Origin of the sequence: Mesorhizobium sp. B263B2A (assembly GCF_020165775.1) — a bacterium.
Lineage (GTDB): Bacteria > Pseudomonadota > Alphaproteobacteria > Rhizobiales > Rhizobiaceae > Mesorhizobium > Mesorhizobium opportunistum.
In genome coordinates, this window is record NZ_JAIUIU010000033.1 from 1 (window position 1) to 22,563 (window position 22,563).

General features: G+C 64.6%; 21 protein-coding genes. 10 read left to right on the top strand and 11 right to left on the bottom strand.

Features of this window, described 5'->3' with window-relative positions:
* Nucleotides 1-89: 89 nt before the first annotated feature.
* From LB568_RS30050 to LB568_RS30080, 7 genes are all read right to left on the bottom strand, one after another.
* Nucleotides 90-1,034, bottom strand: coding sequence for an ABC transporter permease (locus tag LB568_RS30050; protein ID WP_224732047.1), 945 nt, complete (start codon nt 1,032-1,034; stop codon nt 90-92).
* Nucleotides 1,031-2,086: an ABC transporter permease gene (locus LB568_RS30055; RefSeq protein ID WP_224732048.1), complete on the bottom strand. Its 1,056-nt coding sequence runs from the start codon at nt 2,084-2,086 to the stop codon at nt 1,031-1,033. Before LB568_RS30055 ends, LB568_RS30050 begins: the two co-directional genes overlap by 4 nt.
* A complete protein-coding gene (locus tag LB568_RS30060) occupies nt 2,086-3,597 on the bottom strand; it encodes an ABC transporter ATP-binding protein (RefSeq protein WP_224732049.1) in 1,512 nt (503 codons plus the stop codon). Before LB568_RS30060 ends, LB568_RS30055 begins: the two co-directional genes overlap by 1 nt.
* A gap of 252 nt (nt 3,598-3,849) precedes the next feature.
* Nucleotides 3,850-4,881 carry a BMP family protein gene (locus tag LB568_RS30065; RefSeq protein ID WP_140572970.1) on the bottom strand — a complete coding sequence of 344 codons (1,032 nt, stop codon included), beginning with the start codon at nt 4,879-4,881 and terminating at the stop codon, nt 3,850-3,852.
* A gap of 151 nt (nt 4,882-5,032) precedes the next feature.
* A complete protein-coding gene (gene pcaF / locus LB568_RS30070; RefSeq protein WP_224732082.1) occupies nt 5,033-6,238 on the bottom strand; it encodes a 3-oxoadipyl-CoA thiolase in 1,206 nt (401 codons plus the stop codon).
* A 1-nt stretch (nt 6,239) separates the two neighbouring features.
* Nucleotides 6,240-7,046 carry a CoA-transferase subunit beta gene (locus LB568_RS30075; RefSeq protein WP_224732050.1) on the bottom strand — a complete coding sequence of 269 codons (807 nt, stop codon included), beginning with the start codon at nt 7,044-7,046 and terminating at the stop codon, nt 6,240-6,242.
* A complete protein-coding gene (locus tag LB568_RS30080) occupies nt 7,043-7,900 on the bottom strand; it encodes a CoA transferase subunit A (RefSeq protein ID WP_224732051.1) in 858 nt (285 codons plus the stop codon). The genes LB568_RS30075 and LB568_RS30080 overlap by 4 nt, the downstream gene beginning before the upstream one ends.
* Nucleotides 7,901-8,018: 118 nt before the next feature.
* Between LB568_RS30080 and LB568_RS30085 the strand changes: the two genes are divergently transcribed.
* Entirely contained in the window at nt 8,019-8,789 is a 771-nt protein-coding gene (locus LB568_RS30085) for an IclR family transcriptional regulator (RefSeq protein WP_224732052.1), read from the top strand.
* 213 nt (nt 8,790-9,002) lie between these two features.
* Here LB568_RS30085 and LB568_RS30090 read toward each other — a convergent pair whose 3' ends face one another.
* From LB568_RS30090 to LB568_RS30105, 4 genes are read right to left on the bottom strand one after another with little or no spacing between them, the layout of a single operon-like run.
* Nucleotides 9,003-10,304 carry an NAD(P)/FAD-dependent oxidoreductase gene (locus tag LB568_RS30090; RefSeq protein ID WP_224732053.1) on the bottom strand — a complete coding sequence of 434 codons (1,302 nt, stop codon included), beginning with the start codon at nt 10,302-10,304 and terminating at the stop codon, nt 9,003-9,005.
* Nucleotides 10,305-10,306: 2 nt separating this feature from the next.
* Entirely contained in the window at nt 10,307-11,677 is a 1,371-nt protein-coding gene (locus tag LB568_RS30095; protein WP_224732054.1) for a glutamine synthetase family protein, read from the bottom strand.
* A gap of 5 nt (nt 11,678-11,682) precedes the next feature.
* Nucleotides 11,683-12,966, bottom strand: a complete 1,284-nt coding sequence (locus LB568_RS30100; RefSeq protein WP_224732055.1) for a nucleotide disphospho-sugar-binding domain-containing protein — start codon at nt 12,964-12,966, stop codon at nt 11,683-11,685.
* A 10-nt stretch (nt 12,967-12,976) separates the two neighbouring features.
* The gene (locus LB568_RS30105; RefSeq protein WP_140572963.1) at nt 12,977-13,915 is read right to left on the bottom strand and encodes a GntR family transcriptional regulator; all 939 of its coding nucleotides are present in this window, start codon (nt 13,913-13,915) and stop codon (nt 12,977-12,979) included.
* A gap of 250 nt (nt 13,916-14,165) precedes the next feature.
* Here LB568_RS30105 and LB568_RS30110 point away from each other — a divergent pair, with 250 nt between their 5' ends.
* The 9 genes from LB568_RS30110 (at nt 14,166) to LB568_RS30150 (ending at nt 22,552) form a co-directional block, all read left to right on the top strand.
* Nucleotides 14,166-15,230 (top strand): spermidine/putrescine ABC transporter substrate-binding protein, encoded by a 1,065-nt coding sequence (locus LB568_RS30110; RefSeq protein ID WP_224732056.1) that lies wholly within the window; start codon nt 14,166-14,168, stop codon nt 15,228-15,230.
* Between the two features lie 226 nt (nt 15,231-15,456).
* Nucleotides 15,457-16,299, top strand: a complete 843-nt coding sequence (locus LB568_RS30115) for an ABC transporter permease (RefSeq protein WP_224689351.1) — start codon at nt 15,457-15,459, stop codon at nt 16,297-16,299.
* A 186-nt stretch (nt 16,300-16,485) separates the two neighbouring features.
* Nucleotides 16,486-17,277: an ABC transporter permease gene (locus tag LB568_RS30120; protein ID WP_224732057.1), complete on the top strand. Its 792-nt coding sequence runs from the start codon at nt 16,486-16,488 to the stop codon at nt 17,275-17,277.
* Entirely contained in the window at nt 17,274-18,347 is a 1,074-nt protein-coding gene (locus tag LB568_RS30125) for an ABC transporter ATP-binding protein (protein WP_224732058.1), read from the top strand. The genes LB568_RS30120 and LB568_RS30125 overlap by 4 nt, the downstream gene beginning before the upstream one ends.
* 13 nt (nt 18,348-18,360) lie before the next feature.
* A complete protein-coding gene (locus LB568_RS30130; RefSeq protein WP_224732059.1) occupies nt 18,361-19,635 on the top strand; it encodes a glycosyltransferase in 1,275 nt (424 codons plus the stop codon).
* A 227-nt stretch (nt 19,636-19,862) separates the two neighbouring features.
* Nucleotides 19,863-20,213: a cupin domain-containing protein gene (locus LB568_RS30135; protein WP_224732060.1), complete on the top strand. Its 351-nt coding sequence runs from the start codon at nt 19,863-19,865 to the stop codon at nt 20,211-20,213.
* A gap of 101 nt (nt 20,214-20,314) precedes the next feature.
* Nucleotides 20,315-20,656, top strand: coding sequence for a cupin domain-containing protein (locus LB568_RS30140; RefSeq protein ID WP_224732061.1), 342 nt, complete (start codon nt 20,315-20,317; stop codon nt 20,654-20,656).
* A 22-nt stretch (nt 20,657-20,678) separates the two neighbouring features.
* The gene (locus tag LB568_RS30145; RefSeq protein ID WP_013892333.1) at nt 20,679-21,023 is read left to right on the top strand and encodes a cupin domain-containing protein; all 345 of its coding nucleotides are present in this window, start codon (nt 20,679-20,681) and stop codon (nt 21,021-21,023) included.
* Between the two features lie 20 nt (nt 21,024-21,043).
* Nucleotides 21,044-22,552: an aldehyde dehydrogenase family protein gene (locus tag LB568_RS30150; RefSeq protein ID WP_224732062.1), complete on the top strand. Its 1,509-nt coding sequence runs from the start codon at nt 21,044-21,046 to the stop codon at nt 22,550-22,552.
* Nucleotides 22,553-22,563: the final 11 nt, after the last annotated feature.

Consider the following 22,563-nt stretch of genomic DNA (forward strand, 5'->3'; position numbering starts at 1 on the left):
CGCTTGCCACGTGGTTCCCCCACTCCGTCTCGGCTTCGCCGAGCCACCTCTCCCCCCTCCGGAGGGAGAGGAAAGGACGCCCTACTCGTCTACCGCTCTTCCCGCCGAAACGGCTTCAACAGCGCCGACGGCGCCACCGCGTTGCGCGACATCACGGCCATGGCAACGATGGTGAAGATGAAGGGCAGCATCAGGAACGCCTCGTAGGGGATGTGCCCGAGGCCGCTCGCCTGCATGCGCAGTTGCAAGGCATCGACGAAGGCGAACAGCAGCGCCGCGCCCGCCGAGCGCCACGGATCCCAGCGGCCGAAGACGACCAGTGCGATCGCAACCCAGCCCCGTCCTGACACCACGCCGAAGGTGAAGGCGTTGAACTGCGCCATCGACAGGAAGGCGCCGGCCAGTCCCATCAGCGCCCCGCCGAGGATGACCGCCTGGAAGCGGGTGGCGATGACGCTGACGCCGGCCGAATCGGCGGCACGCGGGTTCTCGCCGACCATGCGCACCGACAGGCCCCATGGCGTACGGTAGAGCACGAAGGCGGCGAGCGGGATGGCAAGGATCGCCATGTAGACCAGAGCGAACTGGTTGAACACCGCCGTCCCGATCACCGGAATATCAGACAGCAGCGGGATCGGCAGCGTCTGGAAACCCTTGATGCTGGGCGGTACCGATTGCTGGCCGAAGATCAGCCGGTAGAGGAAATAGGCAAGGCCGGACGAGAACAGCGTGACGCCGATGCCGCAGACATGCTGGCTCAAGCCCAGCGCCACGGTGAACAGCGCGTGCAGCGCGCCTATCAGCATGCCGGTCAGCACCGCCACCAGCACGCCGAGCCACAGGCTGCCGCTGAGGCTGGTGGCGGTGAAGCCGGTCATGGCGCAGAGCAGCATGATGCCCTCGATACCGAGATTGAGCACGCCGGCCCGCTCGGAGAACATTTCGCCGAGCGTGGCAAAGGCCAGAGGCGTGGCAATGCGGATGATCGCGGCCAGGAAGCCGACCTGAAAAATCTGTTCGAACACCGCGCTCATCGGACAACTCCGACGCGGCGGATGCGGTAGGCGGTGAACAGCAGCGCCACCAGCATGGCCAGCAGCGCGGTGCCCTGGATGACGTCGCTGAGGAAGGCCGGCACGCCGGTCGAGCGCGACATCGCCTCGGCCCCGGTCATCACGGCAGCCAGGAAGATCGCCGCCGGCACGACGCCGAGCGGGTTGAGCCGCGCCAGCATGGCGACGACGATACCGGAATAGCCATAGCCCGGCGAGATGTCGCTCATCACCTGGAAATGCACGCCGCCAACCTCGCCGACGCCGGCGAGCCCGGCCAGCGCGCCCGACAGCAGCGCCGTCGAGATCAGCACCCGCTCGACATGGATGCCGCCATAGCGGGCCGCTTCCGGGTTTTCGCCGGTGACCCGGATGCGGAAGCCGAGCGTCGTGCGCACGATCAGGAACCAGATCAAAGGCGCGGCGATCAGCGCCACGATGACGCCGAGATGCAGCCGCGTGCCCTCTATCAGCACCGGAAAGTTAGCCGAATCCTCGATCGGCGGCGAGATCGGATAGCCGCTGAAACTATCCTTCCACGGCCCCTCGATCAGCGCCATCAGCGCGTAGTAGATGACCGAGTTGAGCAGCAGCGAGGAAACGACATCGTCGACCTTGAATTTGACCCGCAGCGTCGCCGGCACCAGCGCGACCGCAGCACCTGCCGCGGCGCCCGCCACCGCCATCAAGACCATGGCGAGTGGCCCCGGCATCGGGATCGCGCCGACGAAGCAACTGGCGACCGCGCCGGCGAGCAATTGCCCTTCGGCGCCGATGTTCCAGAATTTGGCCCGGAAGGCGACGGCCACCGCCAGCCCGGTGAAGATCATCGGCGCCGCGCGCACCATGGTTTCGGTGATCGCGTAGCTGTCGCCGAGCGAGGCGGTGAACATCACGCCATAGGCCTCGATCACGCCGGCGCCGGCCAGCGCGATCAGGCCGCTGCACAGGACGAGCGTCGCGCCGATAGCCAGCAGCGGCAAAGCGAGATTGAACCATGCGGGCGTCGAGGTGCGGACTTCCAGGCGAAACATCAGCTATGCCCCTCCGCCCCGGTCATCATCAGCCCAAGCCGCGCGATCGTCGCATCGGCGCTGTCGAGCGTGCCGGCGATGCGCCCCTCATACATCACCGCGATGCGGTCGCAGAGCACCAGCAATTCTTCGAGATCCTCGCCGATGACGATGATGCCGCAGCCCTTGGCCCGCATGTCGAGGAATTTTTCGTGGATGAATCGAGCCGCACCGATGTCGAGACCGCGCGTCGGTTGCGACACGATCAAGACCTTCGGGTCGAAAGCGAGCTCGCGCGCCAAAAGCGCCTTCTGCAGATTGCCGCCGGACAGCACGCCGGCGCGCGTCATCGGCCCGGGACACCTGATATCGTAGGCCTTGATCTGGGCCTCGGCAAAGGCGCGGATCGCATCCGGCTTAAGCAGGCCCTTGCTGCTGAAGGCAGCCGTACCGATGCGCGGCAGCACCATGGAATCGGCAAGCGGCAAATTGGTGACCAGCCCGGTGGTCATGCGGTCTTCCGGGATGCGGCCGAGGCCAAGCGACTGCACCTCGCGCGGGGAGAACCGTGTTACTGGTTTGCCGGCTATCGTCATCCGCCCGGTCTCGGGCGCCCGTGTGCCGGAAATCACCTCGGCCAGCGCTCGTTGGCCATTGCCCGACACGCCGGCGATGCCGAGGATCTCGCCGCCGCGCACGGCAAGCGATACGCCGCGCAGCGCCGTGCCCGAATGCCGCGCGGTGGAAATGCCGTCGAGCGTCAGCACCGCCGCACCGGGCGTCGATGGCCCCCGCGCCGGCGGCACGATCTCGTGGCCGCACATCAGTTGCGCCATGGCGGCCGACGTCGTGTTGGCGGGATCGTCGACGCGCCCGGCGACACGGCCATGCCGCAGCACCGTGCAGCGGTGAGTGAGCGCGCGCACCTCGTTGAGCTTGTGCGAGATGAAGATGATGCCGAGCCCTTGCGCCGCCATCGAGCGCAGCGCCGAAAACAGCCCGTCGACCTCGCTGGGCGCCAGCACCGCGGTCGGTTCGTCGAGGATCAAAAGCCTGGCGCCGCGAAACAGCGCCTTGACGATTTCGAGCCGCTGCTGCTCGCCGACCGACAGCGCCGAGACCGGCAGGTCGGGATTAAGCGTCAGCCCGTGCTGGCGGCCGATTTCGGCGAGCCGCGCCAGCCCGCCGGCTCGGTCGATCCGCCCCGCCTTGCCGGGAATGCCGATCAGCAGGTTCTCAAGCACAGTCAGCCTTGGCGCCAGATGAAAATGCTGGTGCACCATACCGATGCCGACGGCCAGCGCATCGGCCGAACTGGTGATCCGCACCGGCCGGCCCTGGATGAGGATCTCCCCGGCATCCGGCGCATAGGCGCCGAACAGCACGTTCATCAGCGTCGTCTTGCCGGCGCCGTTCTCGCCCAGCAGCCCAAGGATCTCACCGGGCGCCACGCTGAGGTCGACAGCCTCGTTCGCCTTGACGGCGCCGAAGCTCTTGGTGATGCCGCGCATTTCGATGAGTGGGGCGGGCAAGGACAAGGATACTCCTGATCGGACTTGGCTTTGTGATCCAGCTTTGATTGATGGGGATGCGCGAGGCGCCCCCCTCTGGCCTGCCGGCCATCTCCCCCTCAAGGGGGGAGATCGGATGTCACTTTCGGCTTTCGCCAATTTTCCACGCCGAATAAGGGTGCCGCCGACAAAGCTGCCAATCTCCCCCCTTGAGGGGGAGATGTCCGGCAGGACAGAGGGGGGCGCCTAGCACCAACCCCTAAAGACCAGAACTCAATCCGAAACCGGCGTGTTCTCGTCGACATCCACCCGGAAATTGCCTTCGAGGATCTCGGCCTTCTTCTTCTCGACTAGGTCTTTCACCTCCGCAGGCAGCGTCTTGTCGAACTTGTGGTAGGGCGCCAGGAACGATCCACCCTTGGCCATGCGCGAGAAGTCGCCATAGTCCTGCGCGGTGAAGACGCCGGCCTTGACCAGCTTGATCGCCTGTTCGACCGTCGGATACATGTCCCAGACCGGGCCGGTGATGACCGTGTCCGGGCCGAGGCTCGACTGGTCGGACATGTTGGAGATGGCGAACACCTTCTTCTCCACCGCCGCTTCGATGACACCGAAGCGCTCGGCGTAGATAACGTCGGCGCCAGCATCGATCTGCGCGACAGCCGCTTCCTTGGCCTTCGGCGGGTCGAAGAAGGAACCAATGAAGGCGACCTTCTTCTTGATGTTCGGATTGACCTCCTTGGCGCCGGCGAAGAAGGCGTTGACCAGGCGGTTCACCTCCGGGATGCCCATCGCCGCGACGGCGCCGATGGTGCCCGACTTCGACATCTTGCCGGCGATCATGCCTGACAGATAGGCCGGCTCGTGGATCCAGTTGTCGAAGACGCCGAAATTGGGATCGGCGGGACCGGCGCCCGAGCCGAACAGCCAGGCGGTCTTCGGGAATTGCTTGGCGGTGCGGCGCGATTCGCGCTCGGCGGCGAAGGCATCGCCCAGCACCAGCTGATAGCCGCCTTGCGCATATTCGCGCATGACGCGGCTGAAATCGGCGGTCTGCACTTTCTCGGACCATTTGTATTCGATGCCGAGTTCCTTCTCGGCCTTCTGCAGGGCGACGTGGATCTGGTTGTCCCACGGCTCCTCGATCGGCGTGGCGAAGATCGCCGCCACCTTCAGTTTTTTGTCCTTGGCGAAGGCGGCACCCGGCAGCATGGCCGCGGCCAGGCCAAGCGCGCCGAGCTCAAGCACATTGCGTCGCGACAGACCTTCGCGGGCGGAATGAGATTTGTTCTTCCGGTTATCCATTGCAGTCCCCTCTGTTCGACAGCCGTGTCGAGCCGGCTGTTCTAAAAATCAGACGGGGAACTATGGAACGGGTCCGGACTTTTGTCCACATGGTCAAATTTGATGGCGTGCCCAATCCGGTCTTGATCCTGGCCAGCCGAGAAACCTGCGGTCAAGCCCGTTCGAGCGCGATGGCGATGCCCTGGCCGACGCCGATGCACATGGTGGCCAGGCCGTAGCGGCCGCCGCGTTCGCGCAGCTCCAGCGCAGCGGTACCGGAGATGCGGGCGCCGGACATGCCCAGGGGATGGCCGAGCGCGATGGCGCCGCCATTCGGGTTGACGTGCGCTGCATCCTCGGCGATGCCGAGCTCACGCAGCACGGCAATGCCTTGCGAAGCAAAAGCCTCGTTGAGCTCGATGACGTCGAACTGTTGCGGCGTCAGCCCGAGCCGCGCGCAAAGCTTTTGCGTCGCCGGCACCGGGCCGATGCCCATGATGCGTGGTGCCACACCGGCAGCGGCCCCGCCAAGGATGCGGGCGATCGGCGTCAGGCCGTATTTTTTTGCAGCGGTCTCGGAGGCGACGATCAGCGCCGCTGCCCCGTCATTGACGCCGGACGCATTGCCGGCCGTCACCGTGCCGCCTTGGCGAAACGGCGTCGGCAATTTGGCCAGCGTCTCGACCGTGGTGCCGGCACGGGGATGCTCGTCTTTGCTGACAATGAGTGCATCGCCCTTGCGCTGCGGGATCGTCACCTCCGTGATCTCCTTGGCCAGCCGGCCATTGGCCTGTGCGGCGACCGCCTTGTCCTGGCTGCGCACGGCAAAAGCATCCTGTTCCGCGCGGGAGATGGCGAAGTCTTCCGCCACATTCTCGCCGGTCTCCGGCATGGAATCGACGCCATACTGCTTCTTCATCACCGGGTTGACGAAGCGCCAGCCGATGGTGGTGTCGTAGATCTCCGCGTTGCGCGAAAACGCCGTGTCGGCCTTCGGCATGACGAAGGGGGCGCGGCTCATCGATTCGACACCGCCGGCGATCATCAATTCCGCCTCGCCGGCCTTGATGGCTCGCGCCGCGATGGTCAGCGCATCCATGCCGGAGCCGCACAGCCGGTTGACGGTCGAGCCCGGGATTTCCTTCGGCAGCCCGGCCAAGAGCAGCGCCATACGCGCCACGTTGCGGTTGTCCTCGCCGGCCTGGTTGGCGCAGCCATAGACGACATCGTCGACAGCCTGCCAGTCGATGCCGGTGTTGCGCGCGACCAACGCCTTCAGCGGAATGGCGCCGAGATCGTCTGATCGCACCGAGGACAGCGAACCGCCGAAGCGGCCGATCGGCGTGCGGATGTAATCGCAGATATAGGCCTCGGCCATGTCATGCAGCCTTTGTTTTTCCGGTTCCTTCATGCGCCGCCTTGGTGCGGGCCTGCAGGTCGCGCAATGTCTTGAGTTCGAGTTCGCTTGGCGCTGGGGTTTCGTCAAGCGCCTCCGCGAACTTAACCACCCAGCCACAGCTCTCCTGCACCTGCTGGCGCGAGACACCCGGATGCAGCGAAACGACGGTGAACTCCTTGGTCACCGGGTCCGGCTTCCAGATGGCGAGATCGGTGATCAGCAAGGTTGGCCCAGCCGTGTCGATGCCGAAGCGCTTGCGATGATCGCCGCCCTCGCCATGGCCGAAGGAAGTGAAGAAGTCGATCTTCTCGACCATGCCGCGCTTGCTCTGCGCCATGGTGATGTAGATCTCCTTCGACGAGGTCGCGATCTCCGGTGCCCCGCCGCCGCCGGGCAGCCGGGTCTTCGGGTGGAAATAATCGCCGATGACCGTGGTGTTGATGTTGCCGAACTTGTCGAGCTGCGCCGCACCGAGGAAGCCGATCGAAATGCGGCCGCCCTGCAGCCAGTAGCGGAACATCTCCGGCACCGCGACCGTGGTGACCGCGGTCTCGCACAATTCGCCATCGCCGATCGAGAGCGGCAGAACGTCGGGCGCGGTGCCGATCGTGCCGCTTTCGTAGATCAGCGTGATATCAGGCGCATGCGTCAGCCGCGCCACATTGCAGGCGGCCGACGGCGCGCCGATGCCGACGAAGCAGACATCGTCATTTGTGAGCGCACGGCTGGCGGCAATGGTCATCATCTCGTTCGGGGTGAAGCCCAAGCCCAATGGAGTGTCGCTCATGCCGCTTTCCTCAGATGCTCGACACGTCCGGCGAAATCGTCGGCGCTTTTCTCAATGACGTTCGCCTGCATCCAGGCTTGGAACTTTTCCCGATCGGCGGCGATCTCGTCCCATTCGAGATAGGCGGCATTGTCGCGCGCATAATAACCATGCGCGTAGGATGGATGCGATCCGCCGGGCACGACGGAAATCGCCTCGATGGTCCAGCGCGGCAGCACGGTCAGATTGGGGTGCAGGTCGTCGAAATTGTCCACCACCTCCTCCACCGTCACCACCGCTCGGCCAGCCGCCAACACCGCTTCCTTCTGGATGCCGATGATACCCTCGACCAGCACATTGCCTTTCCGGTCGGCCTTTTGCGCATGGATGAAGGTGACGTCGGGCCGGATCGAGGGAACGGCGGCCAGCACCTCGCCTGTGAACGGGCACGTGACCGATTTGATGTTCGGATTGACCGCCGCAAGGCCCGCGCCGCGATAGCCGCGGAACACCGCGCAGGGCAGACCGGCAGCACCCGCCTCATAGGCATTGGCCATGCCGGCATGGCTGTGCTCCTCGACCTCAATGGGTCTCGGAAAACTGTTCTCGATGGCGTCACGGGCGCGCCGCAGCAGACCGACGCCGGGATTGCCGACATAGGAGAAGATGATCTTCTTGGCCATGCCCATGCCGATCATCTGGTCATAGATCAGATCCGGCGTCATGCGGATCAGGGTCAGGTCGGAAAAACCCTGGCGGATCGCCTCATGCGCCGCAGCCGTCGGGATCAGATGGGTGAAGCCCTCGAAGGCGACGGAGTCGCCATTGTTGAGGTTCTCCGCAACGGCCTGTTTGAGCGGCAGGAACTTGACCATCGCATCGGCTCCGGTTCGAAAAGTTCGTATTGCGAACATATGTTTAATATGTGATACTTTCTAAGCTGGTTGAAGATGCGGAGTCAAGCTCGGCAACGGTACCTTCCGTGGAGGCCTGATGGACGAAGAAACTGTTTCTCGTGACCATGTCGGCTCGCTCGAGCGCGGCCTTGCCGTCATGGAGATCCTGGCGCGTCACCCCCAGGGCATGACGCTGACCGAAATGGCGGAGGAGGCCGGCCTGACCCGTGCCGGCGCCCGCCGCTTCCTGCTGACGCTGGTTGCGACCGGCTACGCCACCCAGGATGGCCGCGTGTTCTCTCTGTCGCCGCGCCTGCTGACCGTCGCCCGCACCTGGCTCGGCGGTGGCTCGCTGTGGAGCTTCGCCGCGCCCATCATGCGTGCTGTTGCGGCACAGCTGAACGAGGCCTGCTCAGCGGCGATCCTGTCGGGCCCGGATGTCGTCTATGTCGCCCGCATTCCCGGCCGCCGCATCCTCAGCGTGTCGCTCGATGTCGGCACCAGGCTGCCGGCCTATTGCACCTCGATGGGACGCATCCTGCTGGGCGGCCTGACACCAGGGGAATTGGACGCGTTCCTCCGCCAGGCAACCGTCGAGAGACGCACGCCGAAGACGATCACCGACAAGAAATTGCTGGCCGAGGCAATCGGCAAGGCGAAGGCCGAGGGCTTTGCCATCGTCGACGAGGAACTGGAACTCGGCCTGCGCTCGATAGCCGTGCCCATCCGCGACCGCTCAGAGAGCATGGTCGCGGCCATCAACGTGTCGACGCAATCGGCGCGATTTTCTGTCGCCGAGATGGAACGGGAGATCCTGCCGGCGCTGCTTGAGGCCAGGCAGCGGATTGAAGATTTTTTCGTCGTTTAAGAGGACTTGCCAACCTTCAACGTCGGCGGGCCAGCACCCCCCTCTGGCCTGCCGGCCATCTCCCCCGCAAAGGGGGAGATTGGCAGGTTCGGCGCTGCGCTCACCTTACAACAGTTTAGATTGGCGAAACCCGAGATAACAGCTGATCTCCCCCTTTGCGGGGGAGATGTCCGGCAGGACAGAGGGGGGTGCTGGCCCGCCATCTCACAAGCCTCAATGCTTGATCCGGTCCCGCATCGCGTACCACAGCATGCCCAGCACATAGAGCGGCCCGCGCAGCGCCGTGCCGCCGGGGAACGGCATCGGGGTCAGCGTCGAGAACAAATCGAGCCGTGACGCATCGCCAGTGATCGCTTCGGCCAAAAGCTTGCCCGACAGCGTCGACAGGATGACGCCCTTGCCGGAATAGCCGTGCGCGAAATAGACCTCGCCATAATGCCCGACATGCGGCAGTCGCGATGTGGTCACCGACACCAGCCCGCCCCAGGCATGGTCAATGCGGCAGCCCTTGAGCTGCGGGAACGTGGCTTCCATGTGCGGCCGTACGAAGCCGGCAATGTCGGCCGGCGGCGATGGCGTATAGCGCTCGCCGCCGCCGAACAGCAGCCGGCCATCCGCCGACATGCGGTAATAGTTGACGACGAAGCGTGTGTCGGACACCGCGACATTGGTCGGAATGACGTTGCGCGCGCCTTCCAGCGGCTCGGTGGCGACGATGTAGTTTCCGACAGGCATGATGCGGCTGTTGACGCGCGGCTCCAGCCCGTTGAGCAGCGCATCGCCCGCCAGCACGACATGCTTGGCCCGCACCGATCCCTTCGATGTCGAGACCCGGATCGAAGGTTCGCGCTCCAGCTTCACGGCCACCGAATTCTCATGGATGACGACGCCGGCGGCCAGGGCTGCGCGGGCAAGGCCGAGCGTGTAGTTCAGCGGATGCATGTGGCCGCCGAGCGGCTCGTACATCGCGCCGTGATAGGGCGTGTCGACCTTGGCCCGGGCCTCCGCAGCCGACAGGATCTCGACATCGCGGAACTTCATCACACTGTCGAGGCACTTGGCTTCTTCTTCCAGATCCCTGAGGTCGGAACCGTTGACCGCGCCGACCAGATGGCCGGTCAGCCTGAGATCGCAATCGATGGCATGGCGCTCGATGATGTCGAGCACCAGGCCCCGGGCCTCGAAGGCGAGATCGAACAGTACTTTCGCCCGTTCGGGGCCATAGAGCTTGACCAGCCCCTTGGCGCCCTTGCGCAGGCCCGGGATCATCTGGCCGCCATTGCGGCCAGACGCGCCCCAGCCGATCTTGCCGCCTTCGAGCAGCACCACCTTCAGGCCGCGCTCAGCGGCGTGAAGGGCCGCCGACAGGCCGGTGCAGCCGCCGCCGACGACCACCAGGTCGGCATCAACGTCGCCGACCAGTGCCGGGTGGTCCGGCGCCGGGTTGGCGGTGGCGACATAATAGGATTTGCCGATATCGAGACCCGAATTGAAACCCGTCGAACTGGACGCCATGATCACACCTTCAGCAGAAGGTGGTCGCGTTCCCAGCTCGTCACCACGCCCTGGAACAGGTCGAGTTCGACGCTCTTGACGCGCAGGTAGGTCTGGAAAAAGTCCTCCCCGAGCAGCTTCCGCACCGGATCACAGGCCTCGAAACGATCCAGCGCCTCCTCCATGGTTTTCGGCAGCGTGCTTTTGATCTTGTAAGCATTGCCCGACGCTTCGGCCGAGCGCGCGAGTTTCTGTTCGATGCCGAGATAGCCGGCAAGCAGCGAACCGGCGATCGCCAGGTAAGGGTTTGAATCCGCACCCGGCAAGCGGTTCTCAACCCGCCGCGCGGCGCGCCCGCCGGCCGGCACGCGCAGGCCGCAGGAGCGGTTGTCGTGCGACCACTCGATGTTGGCCGGCGCGCTGTGGTTCGGCCTTATGCGGCGGAACGAATTCACGTTGGGCGCGAACAGCGGCATGATCTCCGGCACGTATTTCTGCAGGCCACCTATGAAATGGCCGAACATCTCGGTGTCGGCATCGTCCTTGCCGGCAAACAGCGTGTTGCCGGCCTCGTCGATGACGGACATGTGCAGATGCATCGAGCTGCCGGCCTGCGCGGCGATCGGCTTGGCCATGAAAGTGGCGTGCATGCCGCATTGCTGCGCGGCTTGCCGCGTCAGCCGCTTGAACAAAAGCACCTTGTCGGCCAACGGCAGTGCGTCGCCATGCAGGAAGTTGATCTCCAGCTGTGCCGTGCCCGATTCGTGGATCAGCGTGTCGAGCGGCAGTCCGGCGGCGGCCGCATAATCGTAGATGCGGCGGATCACCGGCTCGAACTCCTCGAGTGCGGCCATGTCATAGGGATGCTGCACGCCCTCCGCGCGGCCATTGCTGCCGATCGGGGCGGTCAGCGGCTTGTCCGGATCGGGGTTGGGCGCGGTGAGATAGAATTCAAGCTCCGGCGCCACCACCGCGCGCCAGCCGCGCTGGCGGTAGAGGTCGAGAACGGCCCGCAGCACATGGCGTGGCGAGGCCATCCACGGCCTGCCGTCCATGTGGAAGGCGTCGGCGAAGACATAGGCCTTTCCTGCGGCGGCACCCGGCGCCAGGCTGAGCGTCGAAACGTCGGGCACCATGCGCATGTCCGGGTCCGAATAGGCAAAACCCTCGTCGATCGAGCCGGAATAGCGGCCGTCGATGCTGACCAGGAAGGCACTGCTCGGCAGATAGAGCGCACGGTCTTCCAGCGCCTTGAGGAATTTTGTCGTCGGCACGGCCTTGCCGCGCAGCACGCCGTTCATGTCGGGCACCAGGCATTCGACCTCATTGATGCGGTGCTGGACCAACCAGGCCTTGGGATCGTTGGCCGCGGTATTCATGTTCTTGTCAGGCATTTCGTTCACGTCCGTATCAGGGAGAGTATGGCTTGCGCGGCCACGTCCGTTCCGGGTTTCAGCGCCATCTGGGCTGCATTTTCCTTCAGGCGGGCGCGCATGGCGTCATCGGCCAGCAGGCCGAGAATGGCTCTCTCCAATACTCCTTCGGTCCAGCCGTCACGGCCGATATGGTCGCCGGTGCCGGTCTCCTCGGCACGGCGTGCATTGTCGTGTCCGTCCCAGCAATAGGGCATGATCAGCGACGGCACGCCGAAGCGCAGCGCCTCGCAAAAGCTGTTGTTGCCGCCATGGTGGATGAACAGGTCGGACTTCGCCACCACCGAGGGCTGCGGAAACCAGGCGTCGAGATAGACATTGTCCGGCACCGCGCGATAGGCGTCGCGCAACCCGCCGACATTGACGATGAAGCGCGCCGGCAGCCTGTCGAAGACGGCGAGCATGCGCTCGATCAGCCCGACATCCATGGCGCCGAGGCTGCCGAAGCTGACATAGACCAGCGGCCCCTTGTTGCGCGGGAACACCGGCACTTCGAACGGCCCTTCCGAACGCACGCAGCCTTCGAGATAGACGAAGCGCTCCGGATCGAGCGGCGCGGCGCGCTCGCGGCGCACGATTGCCGGCGTCAGCAGCAGATTGAGATCGGGCGACGTCTCCAGGAACAGGCCTTTCGGCAGCGGTGCCAGGCCGGAATCCACGCGAAAACGGTTGAACCGATCATGCGCCGGCGCCGAGGCGGCGAGATAGCGCGCCTCGAACGCCGCGCGTTGCGGGTCATCGGCACCCATTCCCGAAAGGTAGGGCGGCACTTCAGCGTCCGGCAGTTCCGTCTCGGCGCAGGAGACGACACGCACCCATGGACAACCGGCGGCGGCAATGGCCGGGAACATGATGACATTGTCGAGCACGATCGCGTCCGGCTTCAGCCGCCCCAGCAGTTGGCGCAAAGGCGCCTCGGCATTGACAGCGGTGTCGACGATCGCCTGCCATGTCGGCGCGACATAGGTTTCGAGCTGGTCGATCGGGCTCAGCCGGAAATGCGGCAGGTGCCGGCGCACGAAGGCCTGCCAGTAGCTCTGGCGCTCGCTGTCGCTCAGCGGCTCGTCGGTCGGCAGCTGGTATTCCTGGAAACCATAGTCGGCAAAGACGCCGGAGAAGCCGGCATGGCAGATGAAGACGGGCCGGGCACCCTTGGCACGCAATGCCTGCGCGATACCGACGCAATTCAATGCGGCGCCGAAGCTTGCTTCGGGAAACAGCGCGATGGTCGGGCTGGCTTTGCGCGTCAATTAATCCTCGTCATTCCGGCCGGCTGATCATGCCGAACAGTGCGGGCGCCCCGCGGCTGGCCGCTTGCGGTCGCTGGTTGCGGGATAGCCGCAGGTGAATGCGAAGCAGATCGGCAGCCACCTCATACTGCCGGCTTTCGAGATGGTCGAGTATGTTCAAATGTTCCACCAACGATTGCCGCAGCCTAAACACGTTGACGCCGGCATAGATGCCGGGCAGCCGGCGCAGCCTTAGATGATCGGCCAGCGCATCGGCGACGAAGCGGTTGGCGCTGCCCTCGGCGATCATGCCATGGAAATCGATGTCCAGCCGCTGGAACTCGCGCGTATCGAACGCGGCATCCGGCAGCGCCGACAGCGCGTCCATGCCCTGGCGCAACGCCGCCGCCCGCGCGCCGTCGAGCCGGAAGCCGGGCGTCAGGATCGCCGCCGGCTCCAGCAGCAGGCGGAACTCGTAGCTTTCGCCTTGCGCCTCCGGATCATCCGGCGTGCGGCGGAAAAGCCAGGACTGGCCCGGCGCACGATCGAGCAGATTCTCTTCCGTCAGTTTATTAAGCGCTTTTAGTACCGTCTTTCTCTCGGCGCTGTACCGTCGCATCAACCCGGCGGCGGTCACCGTCTGGTCCAGCCTGCGCGCCGACCGGTCGCGCAGGATCGCTTCGGCAAGCTCGTCTTCCTCGGTAATGGGCAGCTCGGCCGATATGGCCGGCTGCGCGGCGAGGTCGACGGCCAGATGATAGCCGGTATCGGCCTGCCAGCGCACGACACCCCGCTCCGCGAGCAGGCTGAGTGCCGCCCGCACCGGCGTGCGCGAGACATTGCACAGCGAGGCGATTTGCTGTTCGGGCAGCCGTGCGCCCGGTTCGAAGCCGCGCTGGCGGGCCACATCCAGGATGCGCTGCGCCAGGTCGAGGTGGTTGGTGCGAGGTCGTCGGGTTGCGGCTTGCATGACTAGTCTCGATGGGCGGACGTGACCACATGGTTTGACCGATCGGCTTCCCGGACGCAATCGGCTGGATTGCTCGGTCGCCCAGATTCCTCGGTCACTTGTCAAATTATGGATTGACGTACTTTTTTCTGCAATAGTACTGTGAAGGCAATCGGCAGGAAAAAGACCGAGGGAACAGGATCGGAGCCGCGAGACGGATCGCGCCGGGTCCAACACAGAATTCGACGATCAACCCGAATGGGAGTCTGCCATGACCGCTACCAGCCCGCGGCGCCGTGCGCTCAAGGTCTCTTCAATCGCACTCGGCCTTGCCCTGGCACTGTCGGTGCCGGCTGTCGCCGCCGACCTCGTCATTTCCAACTGGGACGGCTACATGGCGCCCGACGCCATGGCCGCCTTCAAGACCGCGACCGGCGTTTCCGGCGAAGTGGTGGTGCACGCCACCAATGAAGAAATCATGGGCAAGCTCATCGCCGCCGGCGGCAAGGGCTATGACGTGGTCTTCGTCTCCTCGCCCTTCGCCGAAGTGCTGAACAAGCTTGGCCTGACCGAGCCGATGGACCACGCCAAGATCCCGAACCTCGCGAACCTCTACCCGGAAGCGACCAAGCTGCCGCACGATGTCGGCAACACTTTCTCCGTGCCTTACACCTGGGGCACGACGGGCCTTTGCTACCGCTCGGACCTGATGAAGGTGGCGCCGACGAGCTGGAGCGACCTGTTGGCGCCCTCCGACGAGTTGAAGGGCAAGACCACCATGCTGGCGACTGATCGCTGGCTGCTCGCCGCCGGTCAGCTCGACAAGGGGTTTTCCGTCAACGAGACCGACCCGGCCAAGATGGCCGAGGTCAAGGACCTCTTGATCTCGGCCAAGAAGACCCTGCTCGCCTATGACGACACCACCTTCTATTCCAAGCTGGTGTCCGGCGAGGCCTTGATGGTGCAGGCCTGGGACGGCTGGTGCAACTACGGCATCGCCGACAAGCCCGAGATCAAATACGTCATTCCCAAGGAAGGTTCGGATCTCTGGGTCGACACGATGGTGGTGATGAAGGCTTCCGCCAACAAGGACGCCGCCTTCCAGTTCATCAACTTCATGCTCGATGCCAAGAACCACGCCTGGGCGGCGCAGAACATCGACTACAAGGTGCCGAACAAGCCGGCGATGGAGAGCCTGCCGGCAGACTTCCTGGCAAAGTTCCCCAACATCGCGATGCCGGTGGCCGACCTCGTCAAGTTCGAGCAGCTGCGCGACGTCGGCGAAGCCCAGCGCGACTATTCCAAGATCGTCAGCGAGATCAAGGCCGCGCAGTAGGCGTTAGTCTTGAATTAGGCGTGCGTTCCATGGCGCCCCCCTCTGGCCTGCCGGCCATCTCCCCCTCAAGGGGGGAGATCAGCAGTTCTGATGTTCCGCTCGCCCTTAAGCATTGGAGATTGACGAAGGCGATGCCACAGCCAATCTCCCCCCTTGAGGGGGAGATGCCCGGCAGGGCAGAGGGGGGCGCTTCGTGAAACACTTCCCCTCCCGCAGCGCCCTGCTGATGGCCCCGGCGCTGGTCTGGTTGACCGCGCTGATGGTGGTTCCCTGCGCGCTGGTGCTGGCGCTCGCCTTCTTTCGGCGCGGCATCTATGGCGGCATAGACTACACTTTCACGCTGGAGAATTTCGGGCTGGTCTTCGACCCGCTCTATGCCGGCATCTTCCTGAAATCGGCGCGCATCGCCGGCACAGCGACGCTCATCGCGGTGGTGATCGGCTATGCCGCCGCCTACGCGATCGCGGCGGCACCGCGCCGGTGGCAGCCGGTGTTCCTGTTCTTCGCCGTGCTGCCATTCTGGTCCAACTACCTGATCCGCACCTATGCCTGGATCGTGCTGCTCAACCGCGAGGGGCTGATCACGCAGCTCTTGCGCTGGTTCGGCTACACCGGCGAACCGCCATCGATGCTCTACACGGAAGGCGCCGTCATCGCCGGCCTTGTCTACAACTATTTGCCCTTCGTCATTCTCGCCTGCTACGCACCTTTGTCGCGCCTCAACCCCGAACTCGCCGAAGCCTCGCGCGATCTTGGCGCTTCCGCCGTCACCACATTCCGCCGTGTCATCTTGCCGCTGACAGTGCCCGGCATTGCCGCCGGCGCGGTCTTCGTCTTCGTGCTGTCGATCGGCAATTTCGTCACCCCGGCCCTGCTCGGCGGCGGCCGCTTCCAGATGATCGGCAACCTCGTCTACGACCAGTTCCTCACCGCCAATGACTGGCCCTTCGGTGCCGCACTCGCCATGGCGCTGATCGCCATCATGCTTCTCGTGCTGATGGCACAGGCGCTCGCCGCCGACCGCGCCTCGGGGCGTGCGGCTGAGGCGAAAGGCAATTCCGATGGCTGAGCGCGGCGCAATCCTTGCCTTCTCCCCGTTTACGGGGAGAAGGTGCCCCGAAGGGGCGGATGAGGGGCGGCGCCTGTCTTTGCCATGCTCAGCGCTGCCCCTCATCTGCCTGCCGGCATCTTCTCCCCGTGAACGGGGAGAAGGACGCAGCTCGTTCACTCGGCTCCAAGCAACCGGAGGTTCGAGATGAATCAATCCTTTACCCGCACTCTCAGCATGCGGACGGTCCTCGTTCTCGTCTTCGCCTTCCTCTACATCCCGATCGCCGTGCTGGTGGCGCTGTCCTTCAACGAAGGCGGGCTGCCGACAGCATGGTCGGGCTTCTCGTTGAAATGGTATGCCTCGCTAGCCCACAACTCCGCGATCCTGTCCGCCGCGCTCAACACGTTGATCGTGGCGCTGGTCTCGACAGCCATCGCCACCTTGCTTGGCACGCTGCTGGCGATCGGCGTCGAGATGCGCCGGCAGTACGGCAAGGGGCTCGAAGCGCTGATCTTCGCGCCGATGATCATCCCCGACATCGTGCTGGCGATCGCGCTGCTGTCGTTCTTCTCCATGCTCAATTTGACCATGGGCCTGCACACCATCATCCTCGCCCATGTCGTCTTCAACCTCGCCTTCGTCTGCTCCGTCGTGCGCGCAAGGCTGAAGAGCTTCGACTGGTCGATCGTCGAAGCCTCTGCCGATCTCGGCGCCTCCGCGCTCACGACGTTCCGGCGGGTGACCTTGCCGGTCATTCTGCCGGCGGTGATCGCCGGCGCGCTGCTCGCCTTCACGCTGTCGGTCGACGAGTTCATCATCGCCTTCTTCACCGCCGGAGCCGGCCGCGCCTCGACGACATTGCCGATGCAGATCTACGCCATGATCCGCTTCGGCATCACTCCGGAGATCAACGCGCTGGCCACCATCGTCATGGCGGTCTCGATCACCGCGCTCACCCTGTCGCAGCGGCTCAACAGGGGATTGATCGGCCAATGAGCGAAGCGCGCACGCTGCTGGCCATCGATCATGTGTCGAAGAATTTCGGCCGCGTCACCGCCGTCGACGGCATCTCGCTCGAAATCCGCGAGAACGAGTTCTTCGCGCTGCTCGGGCCCTCCGGCTGCGGCAAGACCACGCTCTTGCGCATGCTGGCCGGCTTCGAGACGCCAAATGACGGCCGTATCCTGCTCGACGGCCGCGACATTGCCCGGACGCCGCCGAACAAGCGGCCCGTCAACCTAATGTTCCAGTCCTACGCGCTGTTCCCGCATATGAGCGTTCGGGCCAATGTCTCCTATGGCCTGGAGATGGAGCGTTTGCCGGCTAGAGAGATCCGCTCCCGCGTCGACGCCATCCTGGCGACTACCGAACTCGTCCCCTTCGCCGACCGCAAGCCGGAGCAATTGTCCGGCGGCCAGAAGCAGCGCGTCGCGCTCGCCCGTGCCCTGGTCAAGCGGCCAAGGCTGCTGCTGCTCGATGAGCCGCTCGGTGCGCTCGACAAGAAGCTGCGCGGCGCCATGCAATTGGAATTGAAGCGCCTGCAGCACGAGGTCGGCATCACTTTCGTCATCGTCACCCACGACCAGGAGGAATCGCTTGTCATGGCCGACCGCATGGCGGTGCTGAAGGACGGCAAGTTGCTGCAATGCGACACGCCGCATGCGGTTTACGAACATCCGGCGGATCGCTTCGTCGCCGATTTCATCGGCGTGATGAATTTCGTGCCGGGCAAGGCAGTCGCCGACGGCGTAATGGCCACCAATGGCGCGCGCATCGCCGGCAAGCTCCCCGCCGCACTCACGTCAGGCGCAGCAGCGGTGGCCTCGGTGCGGCCCGAACGCATCCGACTGTTCCCGTCGGCAGACACCGCCAACCGCACCACCGGCACGGTCGAGGCGCTGGCCTACCAGGGGCTCGACTTGCAACTACATGTCCGCACGCCGCTGTCGTCCAAACAGTTCCTGGTGCGCGTCACCGCCGATGCCGCCGACCGCCGGCCGGTTTCGTCAGGCGACCAGGTCGAACTCGGCTGGGATGCCGCCGATGTCAGAATTTTCGCAGAATAACAGGAGAAGCCTGATGGCGCAGAAGACGATCGCGTTCTTTCCAGAGGCCGCCTACGGCCCGGCGCTCAATTCCGTCGGCATCGCCCAGGCAGTCGAAGCGCGCGGCCACAAGGCGGTGTTCCTGTCCGACCCCGGCTTCGTCGATGTCTACAAGGGCTACGGCTTCGAGGCGCATCCGGTGAACCTGTCGGAGCCGATGCCGCCCGAGCAGATGGCGAAATTCTGGGAGGATTTCATCAACGGCCATATCCCGAACTTCCGCAAATCGCCCTACGACCAGGTCGACAACTACGTCAAGGATTGCTGGACGGCGATCGTCGACAGCGCCAAATGGGCGCAGAAAGATCTGCCGCGCGTTCTCTCAGCCATCAAGCCGGATGTGATCTGCGTCGACAACGTCATCCTGTTCCCGGCCATCAAGCAGTACGGCAAGCCGTGGGTGCGCGTCATCTCCTGCTCGGAAAACGAGATCGAGGACGAGGACATCCCGCCCCATCTCTCCGGCTGCGGCGAGAACGACCATGCCGGCCACCAGCGCTACCGCGACCACTTCAATGCGGTGATCAAGCCGATCCATGACGACTTCAACGGCTTTCTCACCGCCAACGGCGAGGCGCCCTATCCGATCGGCCAGTTCTTCGAAGCCTCGCCCTATTTGAACCTGCTGCTCTACCCCGAAGCGGCAAAATTCAAGCGCCGCCATCCGCTCGACCCGGCAAAATTCCAGTATCTCGAAGGCTGCGTGCGGCACGAAAAGCCGTACACGGTGCCGACCTTCTCCAGGAACAATGACGGGCCGCTGCTCTACGTCTCCTTCGGCAGCCTGGGCGCCGGCGATGTCGAGCTGCTGAAGCGCATCATCGCGACATTGGGCAAGACGCGCTACAGGGCTCTGGTCAATGTCGGCGGCTACAAGGACCAGTACACGGACGTGCCCGGCAACGTCATCGTCGACAGCTGGTTTCCGCAGCCCTCGGTCATCCCGCAGGTCGATGCCGTCATTCACCATGGCGGCAACAACTCGTTCACCGAGTGCCTCTATTTCGGCACACCGGCGATCATCATGCCTTATGTCTGGGACGGCCACGACAACGCCACCCGCGTCGAGGAAACCGGCCACGGCTTCGGCATGCCGCGCTACGACTGGACCGATGCCGAGCTGGTCGCGAAGATCGAGGCTTGCCTGACCGATCCGGCCATGAAAGCGAAGCTGGCGAAGACATCGGCGCAGATGCACGCGCAAAACGGGCCCGAGAAGGCGGCGGGTTTGCTGGAGGCGCTGCTGTGAGTGAGATGTCGCGCCTGAGCACCCCCCTCTGTCCTGCCGGACATCTCCCCCGCAAGGGAGGAGATTGGCAGCTTCGCAGCCGATTCTCACTCTGCAGCCTTGGTGATTGGCGAAGGCCGAGACAACATCCGATCTCCCCCCTTGCGGGGGGAGATGGCCGGCAGGCCAGAGGGGGGTGCCCTAGCTCGGCATATCAACGTTAAACATCGCGCCACCAGAGCACACTCATGACCTCCTCCGCCCCGCACCTACACCAAGCCTCCACCCGCACCGACCTCGTCGACTGGGGCCTCCAACCGGATGCATTGGCAGGCACGTCGCACTCCACCGGCAAACTCCTGCACAAGGGCCCGAACAACCAGCCGGAATCCGGCATCTGGGTCTGCACGCCCGGCCGCTGGCGGCTCTCGATCCCGCGCGATGAATTGTGCCATTTCGTCGCCGGCCGCGCGACCTACCGGTCGGATGTCGGCGAAATGATAGAAGTCTCCAGGGGAACCGTGGTCATGTTTCCCGCCGGCTGGACGGGCGAGTGCACGGTGCATGAGACCATGCGCAACGTCTATATGCTGGCGTGAGAAGCATGGTCCCGAACCGAAGGACCGCGACAGCGAAAAGTGGGAACCGGTTTTCGGACAAGATCATGCTCAAGCAAGAATCCGCTGCACAGGAGCAAGACATGCCGACACCGCATTGGCCGAAGGCCTCGAGCGTGGAACTGGAGGATTGGGGCGCGGGCGCCAACACGCTCGCTGGCGCGCCGCGCGCGTCGGGCAGGATCCTGTCGCAGAACCCGGACGGATCGAGCGAATGCGGCTTGTGGTCCTGCACGCCGGGCACCCGCAAGGTGACGTTTGCGTCGGACGAGTTCTGCCACTTCCTGTCGGGGCACGGCAGCTATGTCCATGACAACGGCGAACAGATTCCGGTCGAGGCCGGCACGCTGGTGTTCTTTCCCGCCGGCTGGACCGGCATTTCCATCATCACCCAAACGCTGACCAAGGCTTTCATGTGCCGCTGAGCACTCTTTCGAGGACATCCCTATGACCACGCCAATCATGCAATCGCCGCTCGCCGTCACCGACCTCGTCGACTGGGGCGTCATCCCGACCATGATCGAGGGGCAATCCCACACTTCGGGCAAGCTGCTCTACAAAGGGCCGGAAGGCCGCTCCGAATGCGGGCTGTGGGTCTGCACACCCGGCAAATGGCACTGCCACGTCACCCGCGACGAATTCTGCCACTTCCTCGAAGGAAGCTGCACCTATGTCCATGAATCCGGCGAGGTGATCGAGATCGAGCCGGACACGGCGGCCTTCTTCCCGCAGGACTGGAAGGGCGTCTGCACCGTCCATGAGACCATCAAGAAGGTCTACATGATCCGCTGATCGTATCCGAGAGGATGTCCATGAACTTCTCCCCTGACCGGCCAACCTTCTTCGTCAATCCGGACTACCGGCCGATGACCGGCGCGTCAAAACCGGTGATCGACCCCGCGACGCTGGAAACCGTCGGCGCGATCGCTGCGGCCAGCGATGGTGAGATCGACGCCGTGCTCACCGCCGCGACCACGGCGCAGGCAGTCTGGAAGACGCTCGACGCCAAAAGCAGGGCCAAGCACCTGCACGCCGTCGCCAATGCCATCGAGGCGGCTGACTTCACCCGCTGCGCCGAGCTGATGGTGCGCGAGATGGGCAAGCCCTATCCGGAAGCCATCGGCGAGATCGCCAATTGCGCGCCGATCTTCCGCTACTATGCCGAGATGGCGCGCGACGATGCCGGCAAGATCGCCGGCACGACGCAGGCCGGTTCGTTCCAGTATGCGCGCTACGAACCTTACGGCGTGTCCGTCCACATCATGCCCTACAATTTCCCTATCCTGCTGATGTGCTGGACGGTGGCGGCTTCGCTCGCCGCCGGCAACGCCTGCATCATTAAGCCGGCCGAGGCGACGACGCTGTCGACGTTGGACTACATGACCGTGTTCCGCGCGCTGCCCGAAGGTCTGGTCTCCTGCCTGCCGGGCGGGGCGGCCACGGCGCAGGCGCTGATCGCCTCCGACCGCACCCATGCCGTTGCCTTCACCGGCTCGGTCGCCGCCGGCAAGGCCGTCGCGGTCGCCTGCGCCGAGCGCATGAAGCCTTGTGTCATCGAGGCCGGCGGCAGCGACCCGCTGATCATCAGCGAGCACGCGCCGCTGGAGGTCGCGGCGGCCGGCAGCGTCACCGCGGCCTTCCACCTCACCGGCCAGGTCTGCACCTCGGCCGAGCGCTTCTTCGTCGTCGACGCCGTGCATGACCGCTTCGTCGAATTGTTTGCCGAAAGGACCCGCGCGCTGCGCATCGGCAACGGCATGGACAAGACCGAGATCGGCCCGCTGGTCAGCGAAGCGGCCCGGGCCAAGGTCATGCGTCTGGTCGACGATGCCATCGCCCACGGCGCCAAGGCCGTAACCGGCGGGCGCATTCCGCCGGCGCACAACACCGGCTGGTTCTACGAACCGACGATCCTGACCGGCGTCACCCCTGACATGGCGATCGTGCGCGAAGAATGCTTTGGCCCGGTCGCCGCCATCTGCCGCGTGAAAAATTTCGACGAGGCGATCCGGCTTGCCAATGACAGCCCGTTTGGGCTTGGCGCTTCCGTCTTCACCACCGATCTCGCCGAAGCGCATGAGGCGGCCGAGCGGCTCGAGGCCGGCATGGTCTGGGTCAACAATCCGCTGATCGACAATGACGCCCTGCCCTTCGGCGGCTGGAAGGCTTCCGGCCTCGGCCGCGAGCTCGGACGCCAGGGGCTCGATGCCTTCCGCCGCTCCAAGATGGTCATCATCGACCACAAGCCGGCGATCCAGGAATGGTGGTATCCCTATCCCGACAGTTGGTTCCGCGAGGCCGGCGGCCGCAAGCATGTGTGAAGGCTACGGCG

What these genes read in the sequence shown, in the direction of transcription:
- LB568_RS30095 (WP_224732054.1), bottom strand. Translation starts at nt 11,677, where the DNA reads ATGCCTGACAAGAACATGAATACCGCGGCCAACGATCCCAAGGCCTGG.
- pcaF (WP_224732082.1), bottom strand. Translation starts at nt 6,238, where the DNA reads ATGGCCGAGGCCTATATCTGCGATTACATCCGCACGCCGATCGGCCGC.
- LB568_RS30090 (WP_224732053.1), bottom strand. Translation starts at nt 10,304, where the DNA reads ATGGCGTCCAGTTCGACGGGTTTCAATTCGGGTCTCGATATCGGCAAA.
- LB568_RS30110 (WP_224732056.1), top strand. Translation starts at nt 14,166, where the DNA reads ATGACCGCTACCAGCCCGCGGCGCCGTGCGCTCAAGGTCTCTTCAATC.
- LB568_RS30125 (WP_224732058.1), top strand. Translation starts at nt 17,274, where the DNA reads ATGAGCGAAGCGCGCACGCTGCTGGCCATCGATCATGTGTCGAAGAAT.
- LB568_RS30135 (WP_224732060.1), top strand. Translation starts at nt 19,863, where the DNA reads ATGACCTCCTCCGCCCCGCACCTACACCAAGCCTCCACCCGCACCGAC.
- LB568_RS30105 (WP_140572963.1), bottom strand. Translation starts at nt 13,915, where the DNA reads ATGCAAGCCGCAACCCGACGACCTCGCACCAACCACCTCGACCTGGCG.
- LB568_RS30080 (WP_224732051.1), bottom strand. Translation starts at nt 7,900, where the DNA reads ATGGTCAAGTTCCTGCCGCTCAAACAGGCCGTTGCGGAGAACCTCAAC.
- LB568_RS30050 (WP_224732047.1), bottom strand. Translation starts at nt 1,034, where the DNA reads ATGAGCGCGGTGTTCGAACAGATTTTTCAGGTCGGCTTCCTGGCCGCG.
- LB568_RS30150 (WP_224732062.1), top strand. Translation starts at nt 21,044, where the DNA reads ATGAACTTCTCCCCTGACCGGCCAACCTTCTTCGTCAATCCGGACTAC.
- LB568_RS30065 (WP_140572970.1), bottom strand. Translation starts at nt 4,881, where the DNA reads ATGGATAACCGGAAGAACAAATCTCATTCCGCCCGCGAAGGTCTGTCG.
- LB568_RS30055 (WP_224732048.1), bottom strand. Translation starts at nt 2,086, where the DNA reads ATGTTTCGCCTGGAAGTCCGCACCTCGACGCCCGCATGGTTCAATCTC.
- LB568_RS30130 (WP_224732059.1), top strand. Translation starts at nt 18,361, where the DNA reads ATGGCGCAGAAGACGATCGCGTTCTTTCCAGAGGCCGCCTACGGCCCG.
- LB568_RS30140 (WP_224732061.1), top strand. Translation starts at nt 20,315, where the DNA reads ATGCCGACACCGCATTGGCCGAAGGCCTCGAGCGTGGAACTGGAGGAT.
- LB568_RS30075 (WP_224732050.1), bottom strand. Translation starts at nt 7,046, where the DNA reads ATGAGCGACACTCCATTGGGCTTGGGCTTCACCCCGAACGAGATGATG.
- LB568_RS30085 (WP_224732052.1), top strand. Translation starts at nt 8,019, where the DNA reads ATGGACGAAGAAACTGTTTCTCGTGACCATGTCGGCTCGCTCGAGCGC.
- LB568_RS30120 (WP_224732057.1), top strand. Translation starts at nt 16,486, where the DNA reads ATGAATCAATCCTTTACCCGCACTCTCAGCATGCGGACGGTCCTCGTT.
- LB568_RS30145 (WP_013892333.1), top strand. Translation starts at nt 20,679, where the DNA reads ATGACCACGCCAATCATGCAATCGCCGCTCGCCGTCACCGACCTCGTC.
- LB568_RS30115 (WP_224689351.1), top strand. Translation starts at nt 15,457, where the DNA reads ATGGCCCCGGCGCTGGTCTGGTTGACCGCGCTGATGGTGGTTCCCTGC.